Genomic DNA, 15,596 nt, shown 5'->3' with positions numbered 1-15,596 from the left:
AAAACGCCCACTGATGTGGGCGTTTTTCTGCAAGCATTAGCTGCTTGCTGTATTGGTTGCGGAGGCTAGATTTGAACTAACGACCTTTGGGTTATGAGCCCAACGAGCTACCAGGCTGCTCCACTCCGCGTCAAGACTTCAATTATAACCTATTAAGCTTGCACTGCGTCGGAAGTTTCAACAACTTCTTCAGCACGGTCCACCAATTCCACCAACGCCATGGGCGCATTGTCACCCACGCGGAAACCCATCTTCAGGATACGGGTATAGCCGCCAGGACGAGCCTTGAAACGGGGGCCCAGGACGTCAAACAGCTTGGTCACGCTGTCGCGATCGCGCAGGCGGTCAAATGCCAGACGGCGGTTGGCCACGGTGGCTTCTTTGGCCAAAGTGATCATGGGTTCTACAACGCGGCGCAGTTCCTTGGCCTTGGGGACCGTGGTCTTGATGACTTCGTGTTCGATCAACGAGTTCATCATGTTGCGCAGCATTGCCAAGCGGTGAGAGCTTGTGCGGTTGAGTTTACGTAGTCCGTGTCCGTGACGCATGGTAGTTTTCCTTCAGTTTTTAGACAGGCAGCCGGATCAGGTACTGCCCGTGGCACGGAACCCCTGCGGGGTTCAATTTAAATTAACGCTTTTCCAAGGAAGCGGGAGGCCAGCTTTCCAGCTTCATTCCCAGTGTCAGACCACGAGAGGCCAACACTTCCTTGATTTCGTTGAGCGACTTACGACCCAGGTTAGGGGTCTTGAGCAGCTCGTTCTCGGTGCGCTGAATCAGATCACCGATGTAATAGATGTTTTCTGCTTTCAGGCAGTTGGCAGAGCGCACGGTAAGCTCCAACTCGTCCACGGGGCGCAGCAAGATAGGATCGAACTGCGTGTTGCCACGTGGTGCGGGAGAGTCGAATGCAGCCAGCTCGCTGCCTTCCAGCTGCGCAAACACCGCCAGCTGCTCCACCAAAATCTTCGCCGAAGCGCGCACAGCATCTTCTGCAGACACGGCGCCGTTGGTTTCGATCTCGACGACCAGCTTGTCCAGGTCGGTACGTTGCTCAACGCGGGCGCTTTCCACGGTGTAGCTCACGCGCTTCACGGGGGAGAACGACGCATCCAGAACGATGCGACCGATAGACTTGTTAGGTTCATCAGCGTAACGACGCATGCTGCCGGGCACATAGCCACGGCCTTTTTCAACCTTGATCTGCATGTCCAGCTTGCCACCGTGCGACAAATTGGCAATCACGTGGTCAGGATTGATGATTTCCACATCGTGCGGTGTCTGGATATCAGCAGCAGTCACCAAGCCTTCAACGTCCTTGCGCAGGCTCAACGTGACTTCTTCGCGGTTGTGCAGTTTGAAAACCACACCCTTCAAATTCAGCAGAATGTTGACCACATCTTCTTGCACACCGTCAATCGACGAGTACTCATGCAGAACGCCCGCAATCGTCACCTCGGTGGCTGCAAATCCAGGCATGGACGACAACAACACGCGACGAAGAGCATTGCCCAGAGTGTGTCCGTAACCACGTTCAAAGGGCTCGAGAGCGACCTTGGCGCGGTTCACACCAATCTGTTCAACACTGATGGATTTGGGCTTCAGCAAATTATTTTGCATGCAAAACTTCCTCTCAATACCCCCGACTCGTTACGTCAGTAAGGCTGGTGAAGCACCTATATCGCGGTGCCCCGCGATATAGGAACGAATTCAACGACGCAGTTGTAATTAGCGAGAATACAGTTCGACGATCAACGATTCGTTGATGTCAGCACCGAATTGGTCGCGGTCAGGAACCGACTTGAATGTGCCTTCGGCTTTGTCGATGCTTACTTCAACCCAAGCGGGCATGCCAACTTGCTGGGCCAGTTGCAAAGCTTCCACAATACGGTTTTGCTTCTTGGATTTGTCGCGAACAGCAATTACATCACCCGCCTTGACCATGTAAGACGGAATGTTCACGGGAGCACCGTTCACAGTGATGGCCTTGTGCGACACCAACTGGCGTGCTTCGGCGCGCGTAGAACCAAAGCCCATGCGGTACACGACGTTGTCCAGGCGGGACTCCAGCAAGAACATCAAGTTAGCGCCGGTGTTGCCCTTACGACGGTCCGCTTCTGCAAAGTAACGGCGAAACTGACGCTCCAGCACGCCATACATGCGCTTGACCTTCTGTTTCTCACGCAGTTGCAAACCGTAATCGGAGGTGCGTGCGCCAGAAGTGCGGCCATGTTGGCCAGGTTTGGAGTCGAATTTGGCCTTGTCGCCGATGGAGCGACGTGCGCTCTTCAGGAACAGGTCCGTGCCTTCGCGGCGGGAGAGTTTGGCCTTGGGGCCGAGATAGCGTGCCACTTGAACTTCCTTTTATGTCATCTACCGCACAGAAATGCGGGAGCCGTCAACGAAAGTTGACGGCGGTGGGCTTGTTAAAAATTAAATACGGCGACGCTTTTGAGGGCGGCAACCGTTGTGCGGCACAGGAGTCACATCAGCAATCATGTTGATGCGGATGCCCAGTGCAGCCAAGGCACGAACCGACGATTCGCGACCAGGACCGGGGCCCTTGATTTCGACGTCCAAGTTCTTGATACCTTGTTCCAGAGCTGCGCGGCCAGCCACTTCAGATGCTACCTGAGCAGCAAATGGTGTGGATTTACGCGAACCCTTGAAACCTTGACCACCGGAAGAAGCCCAGGACAAAGCGTTGCCTTGGCGATCGGTGATGGTAATGATGGTGTTGTTGAACGACGCGTGAACGTGTGCAATACCGTCCGCGACATTCTTGCGGACCTTCTTGCGCACACGTTGTGCGGCGTTATTGGCGGGAGCTTTTGCCATAGTGGTATCTCAATCCCTATTATTTCTTCAAAGACGCAGCAGCCTTACGTGGGCCTTTGCGTGTGCGGGCGTTGGTGCGTGTGCGCTGACCGCGCATGGGCAAACCGCGGCGATGACGGAAGCCACGGTAGCAACCAATGTCCATCAAACGCTTGATGTTCATGGTTGTCTCGCGACGCAAATCACCTTCAATTGTAAATTGCGCGATCTGATCGCGAATTTTTTCCAGGTCTCCATCGGTCAAATCTTTGACCTTTTTGGAGTAAGCGATGCCACAAGCTTCGCAAATTTTGCGTGCGCGGGTGCGACCGATGCCAAAAATAGCTGTCAAGCCAATTTCGGAATGCTGATGCGGCGGAATGTTGATGCCAGCGATACGTGCCATTTTCGTCCTCTAAAACTCTTGCAATTAACCCTGACGCTGCTTGTGACGCGGATCTGTACAGATCACACGCACAACGCCCTTGCGACGGATAATTTTGCAGTTACGGCAAATTTTCTTGACCGAAGCCGAAACTTTCATATTTCTCTCCTAAAACTCTTCGCCTCGTTCCGACTTTGAATCGCGCGGAACATGCGCTGCTACTTCATTTTCGATATCACTCTTAATGCCACCTAGCTAATTTCGCCGCCAAGGACAACATCAAAGTTACGTCGTTTTTCCTTCAAACTACCAGATCAAGATGCCTTGAAATTTGCCTTCTTGAGCAGTGATTCGTATTGCTGCGACATCATGTAGTTCTGAACTTGTGCCATGAAATCCATGGTCACTACCACAATAATCAAGAGTGATGTACCACCGAAGTAAAACGGAACGTTGTACTTCAAAATCAAAAACTCAGGCAACAGACATACAAACGTGATGTAAATAGCACCGGCCAATGTCAAGCGGAGCAGTATTTTATCGATGTATTTCGCCGTCTGGTCACCAGGACGGATCCCGGGGATGAAGGCGCCACTCTTTTTCAGGTTATCCGCTGTCTCACGGCTGTTGAATACCAGTGCCGTGTAGAAGAAGCAGAAAAACACAATCGCCGCTGCATACAACATGACATACACAGGCTGTCCGGGACTCAAGGTACTGGCGATGTCCTTTAACCAGCGCATCGACTCACCAGAGCTAAACCAGTTGGCCACCGTTGCAGGCAACAAAATGATCGACGAAGCGAAAATGGGGGGAATCACACCTGCCATATTCAGCTTGAGTGGCAAGTGCGAAGACTGACCCCCATACACCTTGTTTCCGACCTGACGCCTGGCGTAATTCACCAGAATCTTGCGCTGACCGCGCTCGACGAACACGACGAAGTAGGTGACCAACGCGATCAACACCACAACCAGCAATGCAACGATAATGCTCATGGAGCCGGTGCGAACCAGCTCCAACAAGCCACCGACCGCGTTAGGCAATCCGGCAGCAATGCCGCCGAAGATCAGAATAGAAATTCCGTTACCCAAGCCACGTTCGGTGATCTGCTCGCCCAACCACATCAGAAACATGGTTCCTGCCGTCAGTGTGACTACGGTAGTCATCCGGAAACCGAATCCAGGCGCAATCACCAAACCAGCAGAGGCTTCCAAGGCCATGGCAATACCCAGCGACTGGAATAGCGCCAAACCCAAAGTGCCATAACGGGTGTATTGGGTAATCTTGCGACGTCCCGCCTCACCTTCCTTTTTCAGCTGTTCGAATGCAGGCAGCACGTAGCCGAGCAACTGCATGATGATCGATGCCGAGATATACGGCATGATTCCCAACGCAAAGATTGTGAACCGGGAGAGCGCGCCACCCGAGAACATATTGAACAAACTCAATATGCCGCCCTGCTGACCCTTGAACAGCTGTTGCAGCTGCGCTGGATCAATGCCGGGAACAGGGATGTGCGCACCCAAGCGGTACACCACCAAAGCGAGCAGCAAAAAGACCAGTCGACGACGCAAATCGCCGAACTTGCCTGCTTTTGCTGTTTGAGCCGCGTTTGTTGCCACGTGCTAACTTTCGCTTCGCAGAGCTTAAGCTACGCTACCGCCAGCAGCTTCAATAGCTGCCTTGGCACCGGCTGTGGCTCCAATACCGGTGAGCTTGACTGCCTTGGCAATCGCGCCGGTGTTGATAACCTTCACCACTTTGGCGATTTCGCCCACGGCACCGGCTTGCTTCAGAGCCAGCAGATCAACTTCTGCCAATCCCAGAGCTTCCAGCGCGGTCAAAGTGATTTCAGCATTGAACTTCAGCAAATGCGATTTAAAGCCACGCTTGGGCAAACGGCGATGCATTGGCATCTGGCCGCCTTCGAAGCCAACCTTATGGTAGCCACCCGAACGCGACTTTTGACCTTTATGTCCACGGCCAGCTGTCTTACCCAGACCAGAGCCGATACCACGACCCACGCGACGCTTCGCGTGCTTAGCACCGTCAGCGGGTTTGATGTTATTGAGTTCCATCATCAACCTCTTAGAGCACTTTGACCAGGTAACTGATCTTGTTGATCATTCCGCGCACAGCCGGTGTGTCTTGCAACTCACTGGTGCTGTTGAGCTTGCGCAGACCCAAGCCGCGCACGGTGGCGCGATGCGATTCTTTGGTTCCAATCGGGCTACGCACCAACTGGATCTTCACGGTTTGTTGTGTTGTCATTTTGAAATCCTCGATTAAGCGAAGAGTTCTTCAACGGTCTTGCCGCGCTTGGCTGCAACCTGAGACGGTGTCGTAGACACAGACAGGGCATCCAACGTGGCACGAACCATGTTGTAAGGGTTGGTAGAACCGTGGCTCTTGGCCACGATATCAGTGATACCAACCACTTCAAAAACTGCGCGCATAGGGCCGCCAGCGATGATACCGGTACCCTTGGGAGCCGGAGCCATCATGACGCTAGCCGCACCGTGGTGGCCCATCACCTTGTGGTGAATGGTTCCGTTTTTCAACGAAACTTTGAGCATGTTGCGGCGTGCTTCTTCCATCGCTTTCTGCACGGCTGCTGGCACTTCCTTGGACTTGCCTTTACCCATGCCGATGCGACCATCGCCATCACCCACTACGGTCAAGGCAGCGAAACCGAGAATACGGCCGCCCTTCACCACTTTGGTGACGCGATTGATCGCGATCATCTTCTCGCGCAGACCGTCCTCAGGACCCTCGGCCTTACCTTGCATTTTTGCTTGAACTTTAGCCATCTTTATTTCCGATCTGCTTAGAACTGCAAGCCAGCTTCACGCGCGGCATCAGCCAACGCCTTGACGCGTCCGTGGTAGGCAAAGCCAGCGCGGTCAAACGCAACCTTTTCCACACCAGCGGCTTTGGCTTTTTCAGCCACGCGCTTGCCAATGATTTGGGCGGCAGCTACGTTGCCGCCTTTTCCGCTAGTACCCAAGGATTTACGCACTTCTGCTTCCGCAGTGGAGGCGCTGGCCAATACCTTGCCACCGTCGCCAGAGATAACGCTGGCGTAGATGTGCAGGTTGGTACGCGTCACGGTCAAGCGTGCAATGCCTTGCGTGGCAATGCGAATGCGAGTCTGACGGGCTCTGCGAAGACGCTGCTCTTTTTTGGTCAACATGTTGCAGCTCCTTATTTCTTCTTGGTTTCTTTGATCGTGATCTTCTCATCCGCGTAGCGGATGCCCTTGCCCTTGTAGGGCTCAGGAGGGCGAATAGCACGAATCTCGGCGGCGATCTGGCCAACACGTTGGCGATCAGCACCCTTGATCAAGATTTCAGTGGGAGTGGGAGTGGCCACGGAAATGCCAGCAGGCATATCCAGGTTCACAGGGTGGGAGTAACCCACCGCCAAGTTCAACTTGGCGCCAGTAGCTTGCGCCTTGTAACCCACACCAATCAGGGTGAGCTTGCGCTCAAAGCCCTTGGTCACACCAACCACCATGTTGTTGACCAACTGGCGAATCGTGCCAGTCATTGCGTCAGCTTCACGGGAATCATTGGCAGGCTGAAAGCTCAGCTTGCCGGCGTCGTTAGCGATTTTCACCAGGCTGTTTTGAGCCAGCTGCAAGGAGCCGCCAGTACCCTTCACGCTGATTTGATCAGCCTTGATGGATACTTCGACGCCTGCAGGAATGGTGACAGGAAGTTTGCCTACACGGGACATTGTTTATTACTCCTCAATGCAGTGTTAAGCGACGTAGCACAGCACTTCGCCACCGACACCGGAGGCACGCGCTTTGCGATCTGTCATAACACCCTTGGGGGTGGTCACGATGGCAACGCCCAAGCCATTTTGGACTTGAGGAATTGCTTCGCTGCCACGGTATACACGCAGGCCGGGACGGCTGACGCGCTCGATACGCTCAATCACAGGGCGACCTGCGTAATATTTCAGGGCGATTTGGAGTTCCGACTTTCCACTTTCGGTGGAAACTTTGAAACCGTCGATATAGCCTTCGTCTTTCAACACTTGGGCAATGGCAACCTTCACTTTGGAAGAGGGCACCGAGACAGTCGTCTTGGCAACCATTTGCGCATTGCGGATACGTGTCAACAGGTCGGCGATGGGATCACTCATGCTCATGTTCTGTTCTCCTGTCGCTTACCAGCTGGCCTTGACAATGCCAGGGATCTCACCAGCAAAAGCCATTTCACGGATCTTTGCACGGCCCAGACCGAAGTGCTGGAACGTTCCACGGGGGCGACCCGTGATCGCGCAACGGTTACGTTGACGCGTGGGGTTTGCGTTGCGAGGCAACTTTTGCAGACCCAAACGGGCTGCAGCGCGCTCTTCTTCAGAACGCTTGATGTCGCTGGCGATTGCCTTGAGTTCCGCGTATTTCTTCGCGTACTTGGCGGCCAACTTGTCGCGCTTGTTTTCGCGTTCGATTAATGCCATCTTAGCCACAGGTCACCTCAATTCTTGAACGGAAAACGGAAGCCAGCGAGCAGTGCTTTGCACTCTTCATCAGTCTTTGCCGTTGTGGTGATGCTGATATTGAGGCCGCGCAAGGCATCAACCTTGTCATATTCAATCTCAGGGAAAATGATCTGTTCTTTGACGCCGATGTTGTAGTTACCGCGGCCATCAAAAGCGCGACCAGAGATACCACGGAAGTCACGCACGCGAGGCAGAGCCACGGTCACGAAACGGTCCAGGAATTCATACATCTGAACGCCACGCAGAGTCACCATGCAACCAATCGCCTGGCCTTCGCGGATCTTGAAACCAGCGATAGCTTTCTTGGACTTGGTCACCACAGGCTTCTGACCCGCAATCTTAGTCAGGTCGGCAACAGCGTTGTCCATGACCTTCTTGTCGGCAACGGCTTCGCTCACACCCATGTTCAGGGTGATCTTGGTCAGGCGAGGGACTTGCATGGGCGAGGTATAGCCAAACTTGGCTGTCAGCTCGGCCGCTACTTTTTCGCGGTAGTGTTGTTGGAGACGTGCCATGGTTATGCCACCTTGATTTCTTCGCCGCTGGACTTGTAAACGCGAACGCGTTTGCCGTCAGCCAGCACTTTGATACCAACACGGTCAGCCTTGCCAGTCGCAGCGTTGAAAATCGCCACGTTGGATTGGTGAATAGGCATGGTCTTTTCAACGATGCCGCCGGTTGTGCCCTTCATGGGGTTTGGCTTGGTGTGCTTTTTCACCAAGTTAATACCATCGACAACCACATGCGAGTCGTCTTTGCGCAAGGAGATAACTCCGCGCTTGCCCTTGTCGCGACCTGCGATAACGATGACTTGGTCGCCTTTGCGAATCTTGTTCATGGCGGGTCCTTACAAAACTTCAGGGGCCAGGGACACGATCTTCATGAACTTTTCAGTGCGCAGTTCGCGCGTCACTGGTCCAAAGATGCGGGTGCCGATGGGCTCCAGCTTGGCGTTGAGCAACACTGCTGCGTTGCCGTCGAATTTCACCAAAGAGCCGTCGCCACGGCGGATGCCCTTGGCAGTACGAACGACCACAGCACTGTAAACCTCGCCTTTTTTGACGCGGCCACGGGGAGCGGCTTCTTTGATGCTAACTTTGATGATGTCGCCAACACTTGCATAGCGACGCTTAGAACCGCCCAGCACCTTGATGCACAGGACGGACTTAGCGCCGGTGTTGTCGGCAACTTCCAATCGAGATTCAGTTTGGATCATTTCAATATTCCCAACTTGCACCGGAGATTGCACCTGCCACTGCGGCAAACACCTTCATCCAGTCAGTCTTGGGCCCGCTGTCCGCAGCACGAACCACTCATGCTGCTTTCATTTGGGCAGAACCTTCATACTTTTTCAAGCGAAGCCCACGATTGTGCATGGCCTTGGCAAGGCTGTCAACAACTATTCTGGCCGAATCAGCAAATATTGTTGCGCCAGCGCCCTGAATTCTGCTTCTTTGGCGGGCAGGCCCGTTTCTTCCACCAAAATTTCCGCAACGCGCCTCGCTAGAGAACGGGCCAAGCCCGCATCCAGAAACAGCAGACGGGACCGCCGGGCCAGCACATCCTCCACCGTTACCGCATATTCATAGCGCGCGGCAAACCGAACCATGCCCTCCGTAAACCCTGGTGCCAAGTCAACACTGGCACCCGGCATGTGGGCCACGACGCCCTGCTCGTCACCGTAGCTTAGCAACCCCGGGGGCAGGCAAATCGATTGCACGGATGCGCCACCCTTCGTGGCACCCACAAGTTTCAGGCGCACTGTGGCGCCTGCCGGGCGCTGGGGTAGCAGGTGTTTTTCTGCGCATTTTTCGAGCACATCCTCCGCCATGGCACGGTAGGTGGTCCATTTGCCCCCCGTTACCGTGACCAGGCCGCTGCGGCTGACCAGCACCGTGTGCTCCCGGCTGATGCCTTTGGTGCTGTTGCCGTCGTCATCCAGGGGTTTGACCAGCGGACGCAGGCCCACCCAGATGCTCTTGACATCCGCCCGCGTGGGCGCCCGGCGCAGGTAGCGCGCCGATTCGGTCAGGATGAACTCAATTTCCTCCTCGAACGCCAAAGGCTCGCGAGCGAGGTCATGGCGCGGCGTGTCCGTGGTGCCCAAGATGACCTTGCCCAGCCACGGCACGGCAAACAACACGCGACCATCGGCGGTTTTCGGCACCATGAGCGCCGTATCCCCGCCCAAAAAGTCACGGTCCACCACGATGTGTACGCCTTGACTCGGCGCCACCATGGGTTTGGTGGGCTTGCGGCCGTCACCAGCATTGGCGTCACCGTCTTTTTGCCGCAACTCATCCACCCACACGCCAGTGGCATTGACCACGCAGCGCGCTCTCACCGGGTATTGCCGACCCGTCAGCGCGTCTTCGCACAGGACGCCCTGCACCTTGTTATCTATATAGAGTAGGTCTGCCGCCCGGCAGTAGTTCACCAGCAGGGCACCCTTGGTGGCCGCCGTGCGCGCCAGCGCCAAGGCCAAACGGGCATCGTTGAACTGTCCATCCCAGTACTTCACGCCCCCCTTAAGACCTTGGTCACGGGCCGTAGGTAGGAGTTTGAGCGTGGCATCGCGCCCCAGAAACTGGGTTTTGCCCAGCCCGGCCTTGCCGGCCAGGGCGTCGTAGGCCACCAGTCCAGCGCCATAGAAAGGTGTTTCCCACCATTGGTAAGAAGGCATCACAAACGGCAGGGGCTGCGCCAGATGGGGCGCATTGCTGAGCAAGGTCGTGCGCTCATGCAAGGCTTCACGCACCAGGGAAATATTGCCCTGGGCCAGGTAGCGCACCCCGCCATGGACCAGTTTGGTGGCTCGGGAAGACGTCCCTTTGGCGAAATCATGCGATTCGACCAGCACTACGCTGAAGCCACGCGCTGCGGCATCCAGTGCGACTCCCAGACCCGTGGCACCCCCGCCCACAATGGCAAGGTCGTAGGTGCGGTCTTGCGCCAGCTGCGCAATCAGGTCTTCACGGCGGGTGGGGAGAGGGCTGGCAACTGAAGGCATGGCAACAACGAAGTAAAAAAGGTGTTCGATGTTATTCCTTTTTATTCGTTTTGTCACTTTTCAACGCGATTTCATTCGTTTATAGTTCGCTCCCGCTGCCCACATCTTTTTTTTATGACCCCCAATCCCCGCCAACTCACCTTGCTGTCCCTTGTGCAGGGGCAGGGCAGTCTGTCCGTGGAACAACTGGCGGAACGGCTCGGGGTGACGCTGCAAACCGTGCGGCGCGATGTCCAAAAGTTGGCGGAGGAAGGCCTGCTTGCCCGATTCCATGGCGGGGTGCGGGTGCCCAACTCCACCGTCGAAAACATTGGACATGTGCAACGCGAAACCCTCAACGCGATCGGCAAGCGGCGTATTGCGCAGGCCATTGCTACGGCGATTCCCAACGACTGCTCGCTGATCCTGAACATTGGCACCACCACCGAAGCGGTGGCTCGCGCATTGGGGGAGCACAGCGGCCTGCGCGTGATCACCAACAACCTGAATATCGCCCGCATCCTGAGTACCAACGCCAAGACCGAAGTGATCGTGACCGGCGGTGTGGTGCGCGGGCGCGACCAAGGCATCGTGGGCGAAGCGACTGTGGATTTCATTCGCCAGTTCAAGGTGGATTTGGCCGTGATCGGCATATCCGGCATTGAAGCCGATGGCACGCTGCGGGACTACGACTACCGTGAAGTCAAGGTCACCCAAACCATCCTTCACCACGCGCGCGAGGTCTGGGTCGCAGCGGATGCGAGCAAGTTCAACCGCCCCGCCATGGTGGAGGTGGGGCATCTTTCACACATTGACCGCCTGTTTACCGATGCCACCCCGCCAGCGGCCTTTGGCGCGCTGTTGGCGGAGGCCCATGTACAACTGCATATCGCAGACTGAGCGCGCACCTGATACGGAGACACGCATGACCCACCCCACTTACCTGCTCGCCCTCGACCAGGGCACCTCCAGCTCCCGCAGCATCGTGTTCACGCCCGAAGGCGGCATCGTGGCCATGGCGCAGAAGGAACTGACCCAGATCTACCCCCAGCCCGGCTGGGTGGAGCACGACGCGCTGGAAATCTGGCGCATCCAGCTCGCCACGGCACGCGAGGCACTGGCCAAGGCCGGCATTACCGCGGCGCAAGTCAAGGCCGTGGGCATTACCAACCAGCGCGAGACCACCGTGGTGTGGAACCGCTTGACCGGCCAGCCCATCCACCACGCCATCGTCTGGCAGGACCGGCGCGCCGAACCCACCTGCGCCGAGCTGCGCGCCAGGGGCCTGGCCGACACCATCCGCGACAAGACCGGCCTGCTGGTGGACGCCTATTTCTCGGGCACCAAGCTCAAGTGGATCTTGGACCACGTGCCCGGCGCGCGCGCGCAGGCCGCCAACGGCGAACTGGCCTTTGGCACCATCGACAGCTGGCTGATCTGGCAGCTGACCGAGGGCCGCGTGCACGTCACCGACGTGAGCAATGCCTCGCGCACCATGCTCTTCAATGTGCACACCAACCTGTGGGACGACGACCTGCTGGCCGCGCTGGACATTCCTGCCAGCCTGATGCCGGCCGTGCAGCCCTCGGCCTCGCTGTTTGGCGAAGTGGCGCCCGCGCTGCTGGGCGGCGCCATCCCGATTGGCGGCGTGGCCGGCGACCAACAAAGCGCACTGTTTGGCCAGGCCTGCTTCAAGGCCGGCATGGTGAAGAACACCTATGGCACGGGCTGCTTCATGCTCATGCACACGGGCCAGAACTTCCAGATATCGGAAAACGGCCTCATCACCACCAGCGCGGCACAGACCACCGCCAAGCCCGAGTTCGCGCTGGAAGGCAGCGTGTTTGTGGGCGGCGCCGTGGTGCAGTGGCTGCGAGACGGGCTGCACGCCATCCAGGGCAGCGGCGAGGTGCAGAGCCTGGCGCAAAGCGTGCCCGACGCGGGCGGCGTGATTGTGGTGCCGGCCTTCACCGGCCTGGGTGCGCCCTACTGGAAACCCGATGCACGCGGCTCCATTACGGGATTGACCCGTGGCTCCACCCTCGCCCACATTGCGCGGGCCGCTCTCGAAAGCATAGCATTCCAAAGCGCCGCACTGCTGCAGGCCATGAGCCGCGACGCGGTGCGCGCGGGCGGTGCGCAGGTGTCCGAGCTGCGCGTGGACGGCGGCGCGTGCGTGAACGACCTGCTCATGCAGTTCCAGGCCGACCTGCTGGGCATTCCCGTGGTACGCCCCGCCGTGACGGAGACCACCGCCTTGGGCGCGGCCTACCTGGCCGGCCTGACCACCGGCGTGTACGGCAGCACCAGCGAGCTGACCGACCTGTGGAAGGCCGAGCGCCGCTTCCTGCCCACCATGCCACCCGCACGCGCTCGGGAGCGCATGGAGCAGTGGGAACACGCGGTGCGCCAGACCACGCTGTAAGGCCTTTGTTGGTCTTCGCCGGGTGGCTTTGGATAGACTCTGACGCTCTCTCCACCCACAACGACTGAGGACAACTCCATGGGCAAGCGCATTGCGTTCATCGGCGGCGGCAATATGGCCAGCGCCATCATCGGCGGGCTGGTCCGCCAGGGCTTCGCGGCCAGCCAGATCGACGTGGTGGAGCCCTGGGCCGAAGCACGCGAACGCCTGCAGGTCGACTTTGGCATTGCCGCACAGGCCGAGGCCGGTGCCTTTCTCGCCAACGCCGACCTCATCGTCTGGGCCGTGAAGCCCCAGACCTTCAAGGACGCGGCTGCCGCCGTGGCCGCACACAACACGGGCGCACTGCACCTGAGCGTGGCCGCCGGCATTCCCAGCGACAGCATTGCCGCCTGGCTGGGCAGCGAGCGCATCATCCGGACCATGCCCAACACGCCCGCGCTGATCGGCAAGGGCATCACTGCGCTGTACGCCCGCCCGGCCGTCACCCAGGCCGAGAAGGACTGGGCCGACGAGGTGATTGCCACCACCGGCGCCACCGTGTGGTTGACGGCCGAGGCGCAGCTGGACGCGGTCACCGCCATCAGCGGTTCGGGCCCGGCCTACATGTTCTATTTCATGGAGGCCATGACCGAGGCAGGTGCCCAGATGGGCCTGGAGCGCGAACAGGCCTACCGCCTGGCCGTGGCCACCTTCATTGGCGCGGGCGAACTGGCCCGTGAGTCCACCGAGCCGCCCGAGAGCCTGCGCGCCAAGGTCACCTCCAAGGGCGGTACCACCTATGCGGCCATCACCAGCATGGATGAGAGCGGTGTGAAAGCCCTGTTTGCCAAGGCCCTGTTTGCCGCGCAAACACGCGCGGGAGAGCTGGGCCGGGAATTTGGCGGGGCCTGAAGGAGTCTGAACATGGCCATCGAAATCTCCAAAGAAGCACGCAAGCAGGCCATCACCTCCATCGAGCGCTACTTCCGCGAAAACATGGACGAGCCCATTGGCAACGTATCTGCCGGTGCGCTGCTGGGTTTCTTTCTGGAAGAAGTGGGCCCGGTGGTCTACAACCAGGCCGTGACCGATGTGCAAGACCGGCTGCAGGCCCGCGTGATGGAGGTGGACCTGGAAGTGCACGAGGACGAGTTCCAGTACTGGCGCAAGTTCGACAAGAAGCGCTAAAGACGCTGCCGGCGCCGGCTGGCCGGTTTACACTGATTCCCAATCACCGCCACTCTGAGGGGCACGGCCTTTGGGACAGGTTGACATCACATTGTTCTACATGGACATGGTGCTCACCGCCATGTGGGCATTCTCGTGGGGCGTCATTGGCGGTGCCATGAAGATGGCGCCCAAGGCCACCATCCGTTTCTGCGCGGCCAACCTGCTGTTTGCCGCCACCGTGGGCCTGCTGATCCAGCGCACCGCCGAACCCAGCTACCTGCACTACCAACTGGTGGAGTGGATGGTGTTTGCGGGCCTGGCAGCGTTCCACAGCGGCATTGTGTTTCTGGTGCGGCTGGACGAGCTACCCACGCTGGCCCGGCGCATCGGCCCCATTCTGGTGGCCATGCTGATCACGCTGCAGGTGGCCCCCGACTCCAGCTCCTTCGTCATTCGCGCCATCGTGTTCTCGGTCACAGTGGCCATCCTCACCTTCAACTGCTTTTGGGACTGCTACCGCGGCCTGCGCAATGACCAGTTTTCACTGTCGGTACGCTGGGCCATCAGCGGGCCGTTTCTGCTCGCCACGGTGGCCCTGCTGCTGCGCGCGGTGTTGGTGGCCGTGCAGGGTACGCCGCCCCTGAGCACCGGAGAGTTTGTGCCGGTGCCGCGCTTCACGCCTATCTTGTGGCTGCTCACGGTCATCGTGATGGCCATGAACATCACCATGGCCGGGCTGACTGCAGGCCGGTTGATCAAGCGTTTTCGCAGCCTGGCCGAGCAAGACTATCTGACGGGTTGCTTCAACCGCGCCTCGCTGGAGGGGCGGCTGGACATCGAGTTTGAGCGCACCCGGCGCAATGGCGAACCCGTGGCCTGCGTGTTCTTTGACCTGGACCACTTCAAGGCTATCAACGACCGCCTGGGCCACGCCGTGGGCGACCAGGCGCTGTGCCATGTGGTGGCCGTGGTGCAGCGGCGCCTGCGCATGGTGGACGCGCTGGGCCGTTTTGGCGGCGAAGAATTTTTGGTGCTGATGCCTGGCACCCATGTGACCGGCGCGCGCGAGGCGGCCAACCGAATGCGCCAGGCGCTGGAAGACAACCCACTCATGCTGCAAAACGAGCCGGTACCCCTGACCGCCAGCTTTGGCGTGGCCGTGCTGGGCACGTCCGAATCCAAGGCCAGCGTGCTGCGCCGCGCCGACGCCGCCATGTACCTGGCCAAGCGCAATGGGCGCAACCGGGTGGAAGTCTCCACGCAGCCAGCTTAGGAATAAAACTACCCTTCAGCCCCCGTATTCATTGGGC

The 15,596-nt window shown here is 58.2% G+C and carries 23 protein-coding genes and 1 tRNA gene; 5 read left to right on the top strand and 19 right to left on the bottom strand.

Annotation, left to right across the window (positions count from 1 at the left end):
* Positions 1-53 precede the first annotated feature (53 nt).
* The 19 genes from AC07OE_RS10755 to AC07OE_RS10665 all read right to left on the bottom strand — a co-directional run bounded on the left by AC07OE_RS10755 (position 54) and on the right by AC07OE_RS10665 (position 10,730).
* A tRNA-Met gene (locus tag AC07OE_RS10755) sits at positions 54-130 on the bottom strand.
* A gap of 22 nt (positions 131-152) precedes the next feature.
* On the bottom strand, positions 153-548 hold the full coding sequence (rplQ, locus tag AC07OE_RS10750) for a 50S ribosomal protein L17 (RefSeq protein WP_495070557.1): 396 nt from the start codon (positions 546-548) through the stop codon (positions 153-155).
* A gap of 82 nt (positions 549-630) precedes the next feature.
* Entirely contained in the window at positions 631-1,620 is a 990-nt protein-coding gene (locus tag AC07OE_RS10745) for a DNA-directed RNA polymerase subunit alpha (RefSeq protein WP_310340888.1), read from the bottom strand.
* A gap of 108 nt (positions 1,621-1,728) precedes the next feature.
* Positions 1,729-2,352 carry a 30S ribosomal protein S4 gene (rpsD, locus tag AC07OE_RS10740; protein ID WP_495070556.1) on the bottom strand — a complete coding sequence of 208 codons (624 nt, stop codon included), beginning with the start codon at positions 2,350-2,352 and terminating at the stop codon, positions 1,729-1,731.
* Between the two features lie 81 nt (positions 2,353-2,433).
* Complete coding sequence (rpsK, locus tag AC07OE_RS10735; RefSeq protein ID WP_029706489.1) at positions 2,434-2,838, bottom strand: 30S ribosomal protein S11; 405 nt, start codon at positions 2,836-2,838, stop codon at positions 2,434-2,436.
* Positions 2,839-2,857: 19 nt separating this feature from the next.
* Positions 2,858-3,223, bottom strand: coding sequence for a 30S ribosomal protein S13 (gene rpsM / locus AC07OE_RS10730; RefSeq protein ID WP_105259338.1), 366 nt, complete (start codon positions 3,221-3,223; stop codon positions 2,858-2,860).
* Positions 3,224-3,247: 24 nt separating this feature from the next.
* Positions 3,248-3,361, bottom strand: a complete 114-nt coding sequence (gene rpmJ / locus AC07OE_RS10725) for a 50S ribosomal protein L36 (RefSeq protein WP_012348927.1) — start codon at positions 3,359-3,361, stop codon at positions 3,248-3,250.
* Between the two features lie 155 nt (positions 3,362-3,516).
* Positions 3,517-4,827: a preprotein translocase subunit SecY gene (gene secY, locus AC07OE_RS10720; protein WP_495070555.1), complete on the bottom strand. Its 1,311-nt coding sequence runs from the start codon at positions 4,825-4,827 to the stop codon at positions 3,517-3,519.
* Between the two features lie 24 nt (positions 4,828-4,851).
* Complete coding sequence (gene rplO, locus AC07OE_RS10715; RefSeq protein ID WP_310341244.1) at positions 4,852-5,283, bottom strand: 50S ribosomal protein L15; 432 nt, start codon at positions 5,281-5,283, stop codon at positions 4,852-4,854.
* Between the two features lie 10 nt (positions 5,284-5,293).
* The gene (gene rpmD, locus AC07OE_RS10710) at positions 5,294-5,476 is read right to left on the bottom strand and encodes a 50S ribosomal protein L30 (protein WP_105259340.1); all 183 of its coding nucleotides are present in this window, start codon (positions 5,474-5,476) and stop codon (positions 5,294-5,296) included.
* A 14-nt stretch (positions 5,477-5,490) separates the two neighbouring features.
* Complete coding sequence (rpsE, locus tag AC07OE_RS10705) at positions 5,491-6,015, bottom strand: 30S ribosomal protein S5 (RefSeq protein ID WP_495070554.1); 525 nt, start codon at positions 6,013-6,015, stop codon at positions 5,491-5,493.
* 17 nt (positions 6,016-6,032) lie between these two features.
* Positions 6,033-6,398 carry a 50S ribosomal protein L18 gene (gene rplR, locus AC07OE_RS10700; protein WP_495070553.1) on the bottom strand — a complete coding sequence of 122 codons (366 nt, stop codon included), beginning with the start codon at positions 6,396-6,398 and terminating at the stop codon, positions 6,033-6,035.
* Positions 6,399-6,409: 11 nt separating this feature from the next.
* Positions 6,410-6,943: a 50S ribosomal protein L6 gene (gene rplF, locus AC07OE_RS10695; protein ID WP_495070552.1), complete on the bottom strand. Its 534-nt coding sequence runs from the start codon at positions 6,941-6,943 to the stop codon at positions 6,410-6,412.
* Positions 6,944-6,967: 24 nt separating this feature from the next.
* Positions 6,968-7,363 carry a 30S ribosomal protein S8 gene (gene rpsH, locus AC07OE_RS10690; RefSeq protein WP_495070551.1) on the bottom strand — a complete coding sequence of 132 codons (396 nt, stop codon included), beginning with the start codon at positions 7,361-7,363 and terminating at the stop codon, positions 6,968-6,970.
* Between the two features lie 18 nt (positions 7,364-7,381).
* A complete protein-coding gene (gene rpsN / locus AC07OE_RS10685; protein WP_495070550.1) occupies positions 7,382-7,687 on the bottom strand; it encodes a 30S ribosomal protein S14 in 306 nt (101 codons plus the stop codon).
* Positions 7,688-7,695: 8 nt separating this feature from the next.
* Positions 7,696-8,235, bottom strand: coding sequence for a 50S ribosomal protein L5 (rplE, locus tag AC07OE_RS10680; RefSeq protein ID WP_495070549.1), 540 nt, complete (start codon positions 8,233-8,235; stop codon positions 7,696-7,698).
* A gap of 2 nt (positions 8,236-8,237) precedes the next feature.
* Positions 8,238-8,558: a 50S ribosomal protein L24 gene (rplX, locus tag AC07OE_RS10675; RefSeq protein WP_310340946.1), complete on the bottom strand. Its 321-nt coding sequence runs from the start codon at positions 8,556-8,558 to the stop codon at positions 8,238-8,240.
* Between the two features lie 9 nt (positions 8,559-8,567).
* On the bottom strand, positions 8,568-8,936 hold the full coding sequence (gene rplN / locus AC07OE_RS10670) for a 50S ribosomal protein L14 (RefSeq protein WP_007861702.1): 369 nt from the start codon (positions 8,934-8,936) through the stop codon (positions 8,568-8,570).
* Between the two features lie 183 nt (positions 8,937-9,119).
* Positions 9,120-10,730, bottom strand: a complete 1,611-nt coding sequence (locus tag AC07OE_RS10665) for a glycerol-3-phosphate dehydrogenase/oxidase (RefSeq protein ID WP_495070548.1) — start codon at positions 10,728-10,730, stop codon at positions 9,120-9,122.
* Positions 10,731-10,844: 114 nt separating this feature from the next.
* Here AC07OE_RS10665 and AC07OE_RS10660 point away from each other — a divergent pair, with 114 nt between their 5' ends.
* The 5 genes from AC07OE_RS10660 to AC07OE_RS10640 all read left to right on the top strand — a co-directional run bounded on the left by AC07OE_RS10660 (position 10,845) and on the right by AC07OE_RS10640 (position 15,559).
* A complete protein-coding gene (locus AC07OE_RS10660) occupies positions 10,845-11,609 on the top strand; it encodes a DeoR/GlpR family DNA-binding transcription regulator (RefSeq protein ID WP_495070547.1) in 765 nt (254 codons plus the stop codon).
* A gap of 25 nt (positions 11,610-11,634) precedes the next feature.
* Complete coding sequence (gene glpK, locus AC07OE_RS10655; protein ID WP_495070546.1) at positions 11,635-13,134, top strand: glycerol kinase GlpK; 1,500 nt, start codon at positions 11,635-11,637, stop codon at positions 13,132-13,134.
* Positions 13,135-13,212: 78 nt separating this feature from the next.
* The gene (gene proC / locus AC07OE_RS10650) at positions 13,213-14,028 is read left to right on the top strand and encodes a pyrroline-5-carboxylate reductase (protein ID WP_495070545.1); all 816 of its coding nucleotides are present in this window, start codon (positions 13,213-13,215) and stop codon (positions 14,026-14,028) included.
* A gap of 12 nt (positions 14,029-14,040) precedes the next feature.
* Positions 14,041-14,304, top strand: coding sequence for a DUF2164 domain-containing protein (locus tag AC07OE_RS10645; protein ID WP_495070544.1), 264 nt, complete (start codon positions 14,041-14,043; stop codon positions 14,302-14,304).
* Between the two features lie 70 nt (positions 14,305-14,374).
* Positions 14,375-15,559 carry a GGDEF domain-containing protein gene (locus AC07OE_RS10640; RefSeq protein WP_495070543.1) on the top strand — a complete coding sequence of 395 codons (1,185 nt, stop codon included), beginning with the start codon at positions 14,375-14,377 and terminating at the stop codon, positions 15,557-15,559.
* Positions 15,560-15,596 lie beyond the last annotated feature (37 nt).

The organism is Rhodoferax sp. GW821-FHT09E07 (assembly GCF_059416145.1).
Note: the sequence above shows the minus strand (reverse complement) of the source record. Positions and strands in the feature narration are given on the sequence as shown.

What these genes read in the sequence shown, in the direction of transcription:
- rpsK (WP_029706489.1), bottom strand. Translation starts at nt 2,838, where the DNA reads ATGGCAAAAGCTCCCGCCAATAACGCCGCACAACGTGTGCGCAAGAAG.
- rplN (WP_007861702.1), bottom strand. Translation starts at nt 8,936, where the DNA reads ATGATCCAAACTGAATCTCGATTGGAAGTTGCCGACAACACCGGCGCT.
- AC07OE_RS10665 (WP_495070548.1), bottom strand. Translation starts at nt 10,730, where the DNA reads ATGCCTTCAGTTGCCAGCCCTCTCCCCACCCGCCGTGAAGACCTGATT.
- rplQ (WP_495070557.1), bottom strand. Translation starts at nt 548, where the DNA reads ATGCGTCACGGACACGGACTACGTAAACTCAACCGCACAAGCTCTCAC.
- proC (WP_495070545.1), top strand. Translation starts at nt 13,213, where the DNA reads ATGGGCAAGCGCATTGCGTTCATCGGCGGCGGCAATATGGCCAGCGCC.
- rplR (WP_495070553.1), bottom strand. Translation starts at nt 6,398, where the DNA reads ATGTTGACCAAAAAAGAGCAGCGTCTTCGCAGAGCCCGTCAGACTCGC.
- AC07OE_RS10745 (WP_310340888.1), bottom strand. Translation starts at nt 1,620, where the DNA reads ATGCAAAATAATTTGCTGAAGCCCAAATCCATCAGTGTTGAACAGATT.
- glpK (WP_495070546.1), top strand. Translation starts at nt 11,635, where the DNA reads ATGACCCACCCCACTTACCTGCTCGCCCTCGACCAGGGCACCTCCAGC.
- rpsH (WP_495070551.1), bottom strand. Translation starts at nt 7,363, where the DNA reads ATGAGCATGAGTGATCCCATCGCCGACCTGTTGACACGTATCCGCAAT.
- AC07OE_RS10645 (WP_495070544.1), top strand. Translation starts at nt 14,041, where the DNA reads ATGGCCATCGAAATCTCCAAAGAAGCACGCAAGCAGGCCATCACCTCC.
- rpmJ (WP_012348927.1), bottom strand. Translation starts at nt 3,361, where the DNA reads ATGAAAGTTTCGGCTTCGGTCAAGAAAATTTGCCGTAACTGCAAAATT.
- AC07OE_RS10660 (WP_495070547.1), top strand. Translation starts at nt 10,845, where the DNA reads ATGACCCCCAATCCCCGCCAACTCACCTTGCTGTCCCTTGTGCAGGGG.
- rplF (WP_495070552.1), bottom strand. Translation starts at nt 6,943, where the DNA reads ATGTCCCGTGTAGGCAAACTTCCTGTCACCATTCCTGCAGGCGTCGAA.
- rpsM (WP_105259338.1), bottom strand. Translation starts at nt 3,223, where the DNA reads ATGGCACGTATCGCTGGCATCAACATTCCGCCGCATCAGCATTCCGAA.
- rplE (WP_495070549.1), bottom strand. Translation starts at nt 8,235, where the DNA reads ATGGCACGTCTCCAACAACACTACCGCGAAAAAGTAGCGGCCGAGCTG.
- rpsE (WP_495070554.1), bottom strand. Translation starts at nt 6,015, where the DNA reads ATGGCTAAAGTTCAAGCAAAAATGCAAGGTAAGGCCGAGGGTCCTGAG.
- rplO (WP_310341244.1), bottom strand. Translation starts at nt 5,283, where the DNA reads ATGGAACTCAATAACATCAAACCCGCTGACGGTGCTAAGCACGCGAAG.
- rpmD (WP_105259340.1), bottom strand. Translation starts at nt 5,476, where the DNA reads ATGACAACACAACAAACCGTGAAGATCCAGTTGGTGCGTAGCCCGATT.
- rplX (WP_310340946.1), bottom strand. Translation starts at nt 8,558, where the DNA reads ATGAACAAGATTCGCAAAGGCGACCAAGTCATCGTTATCGCAGGTCGC.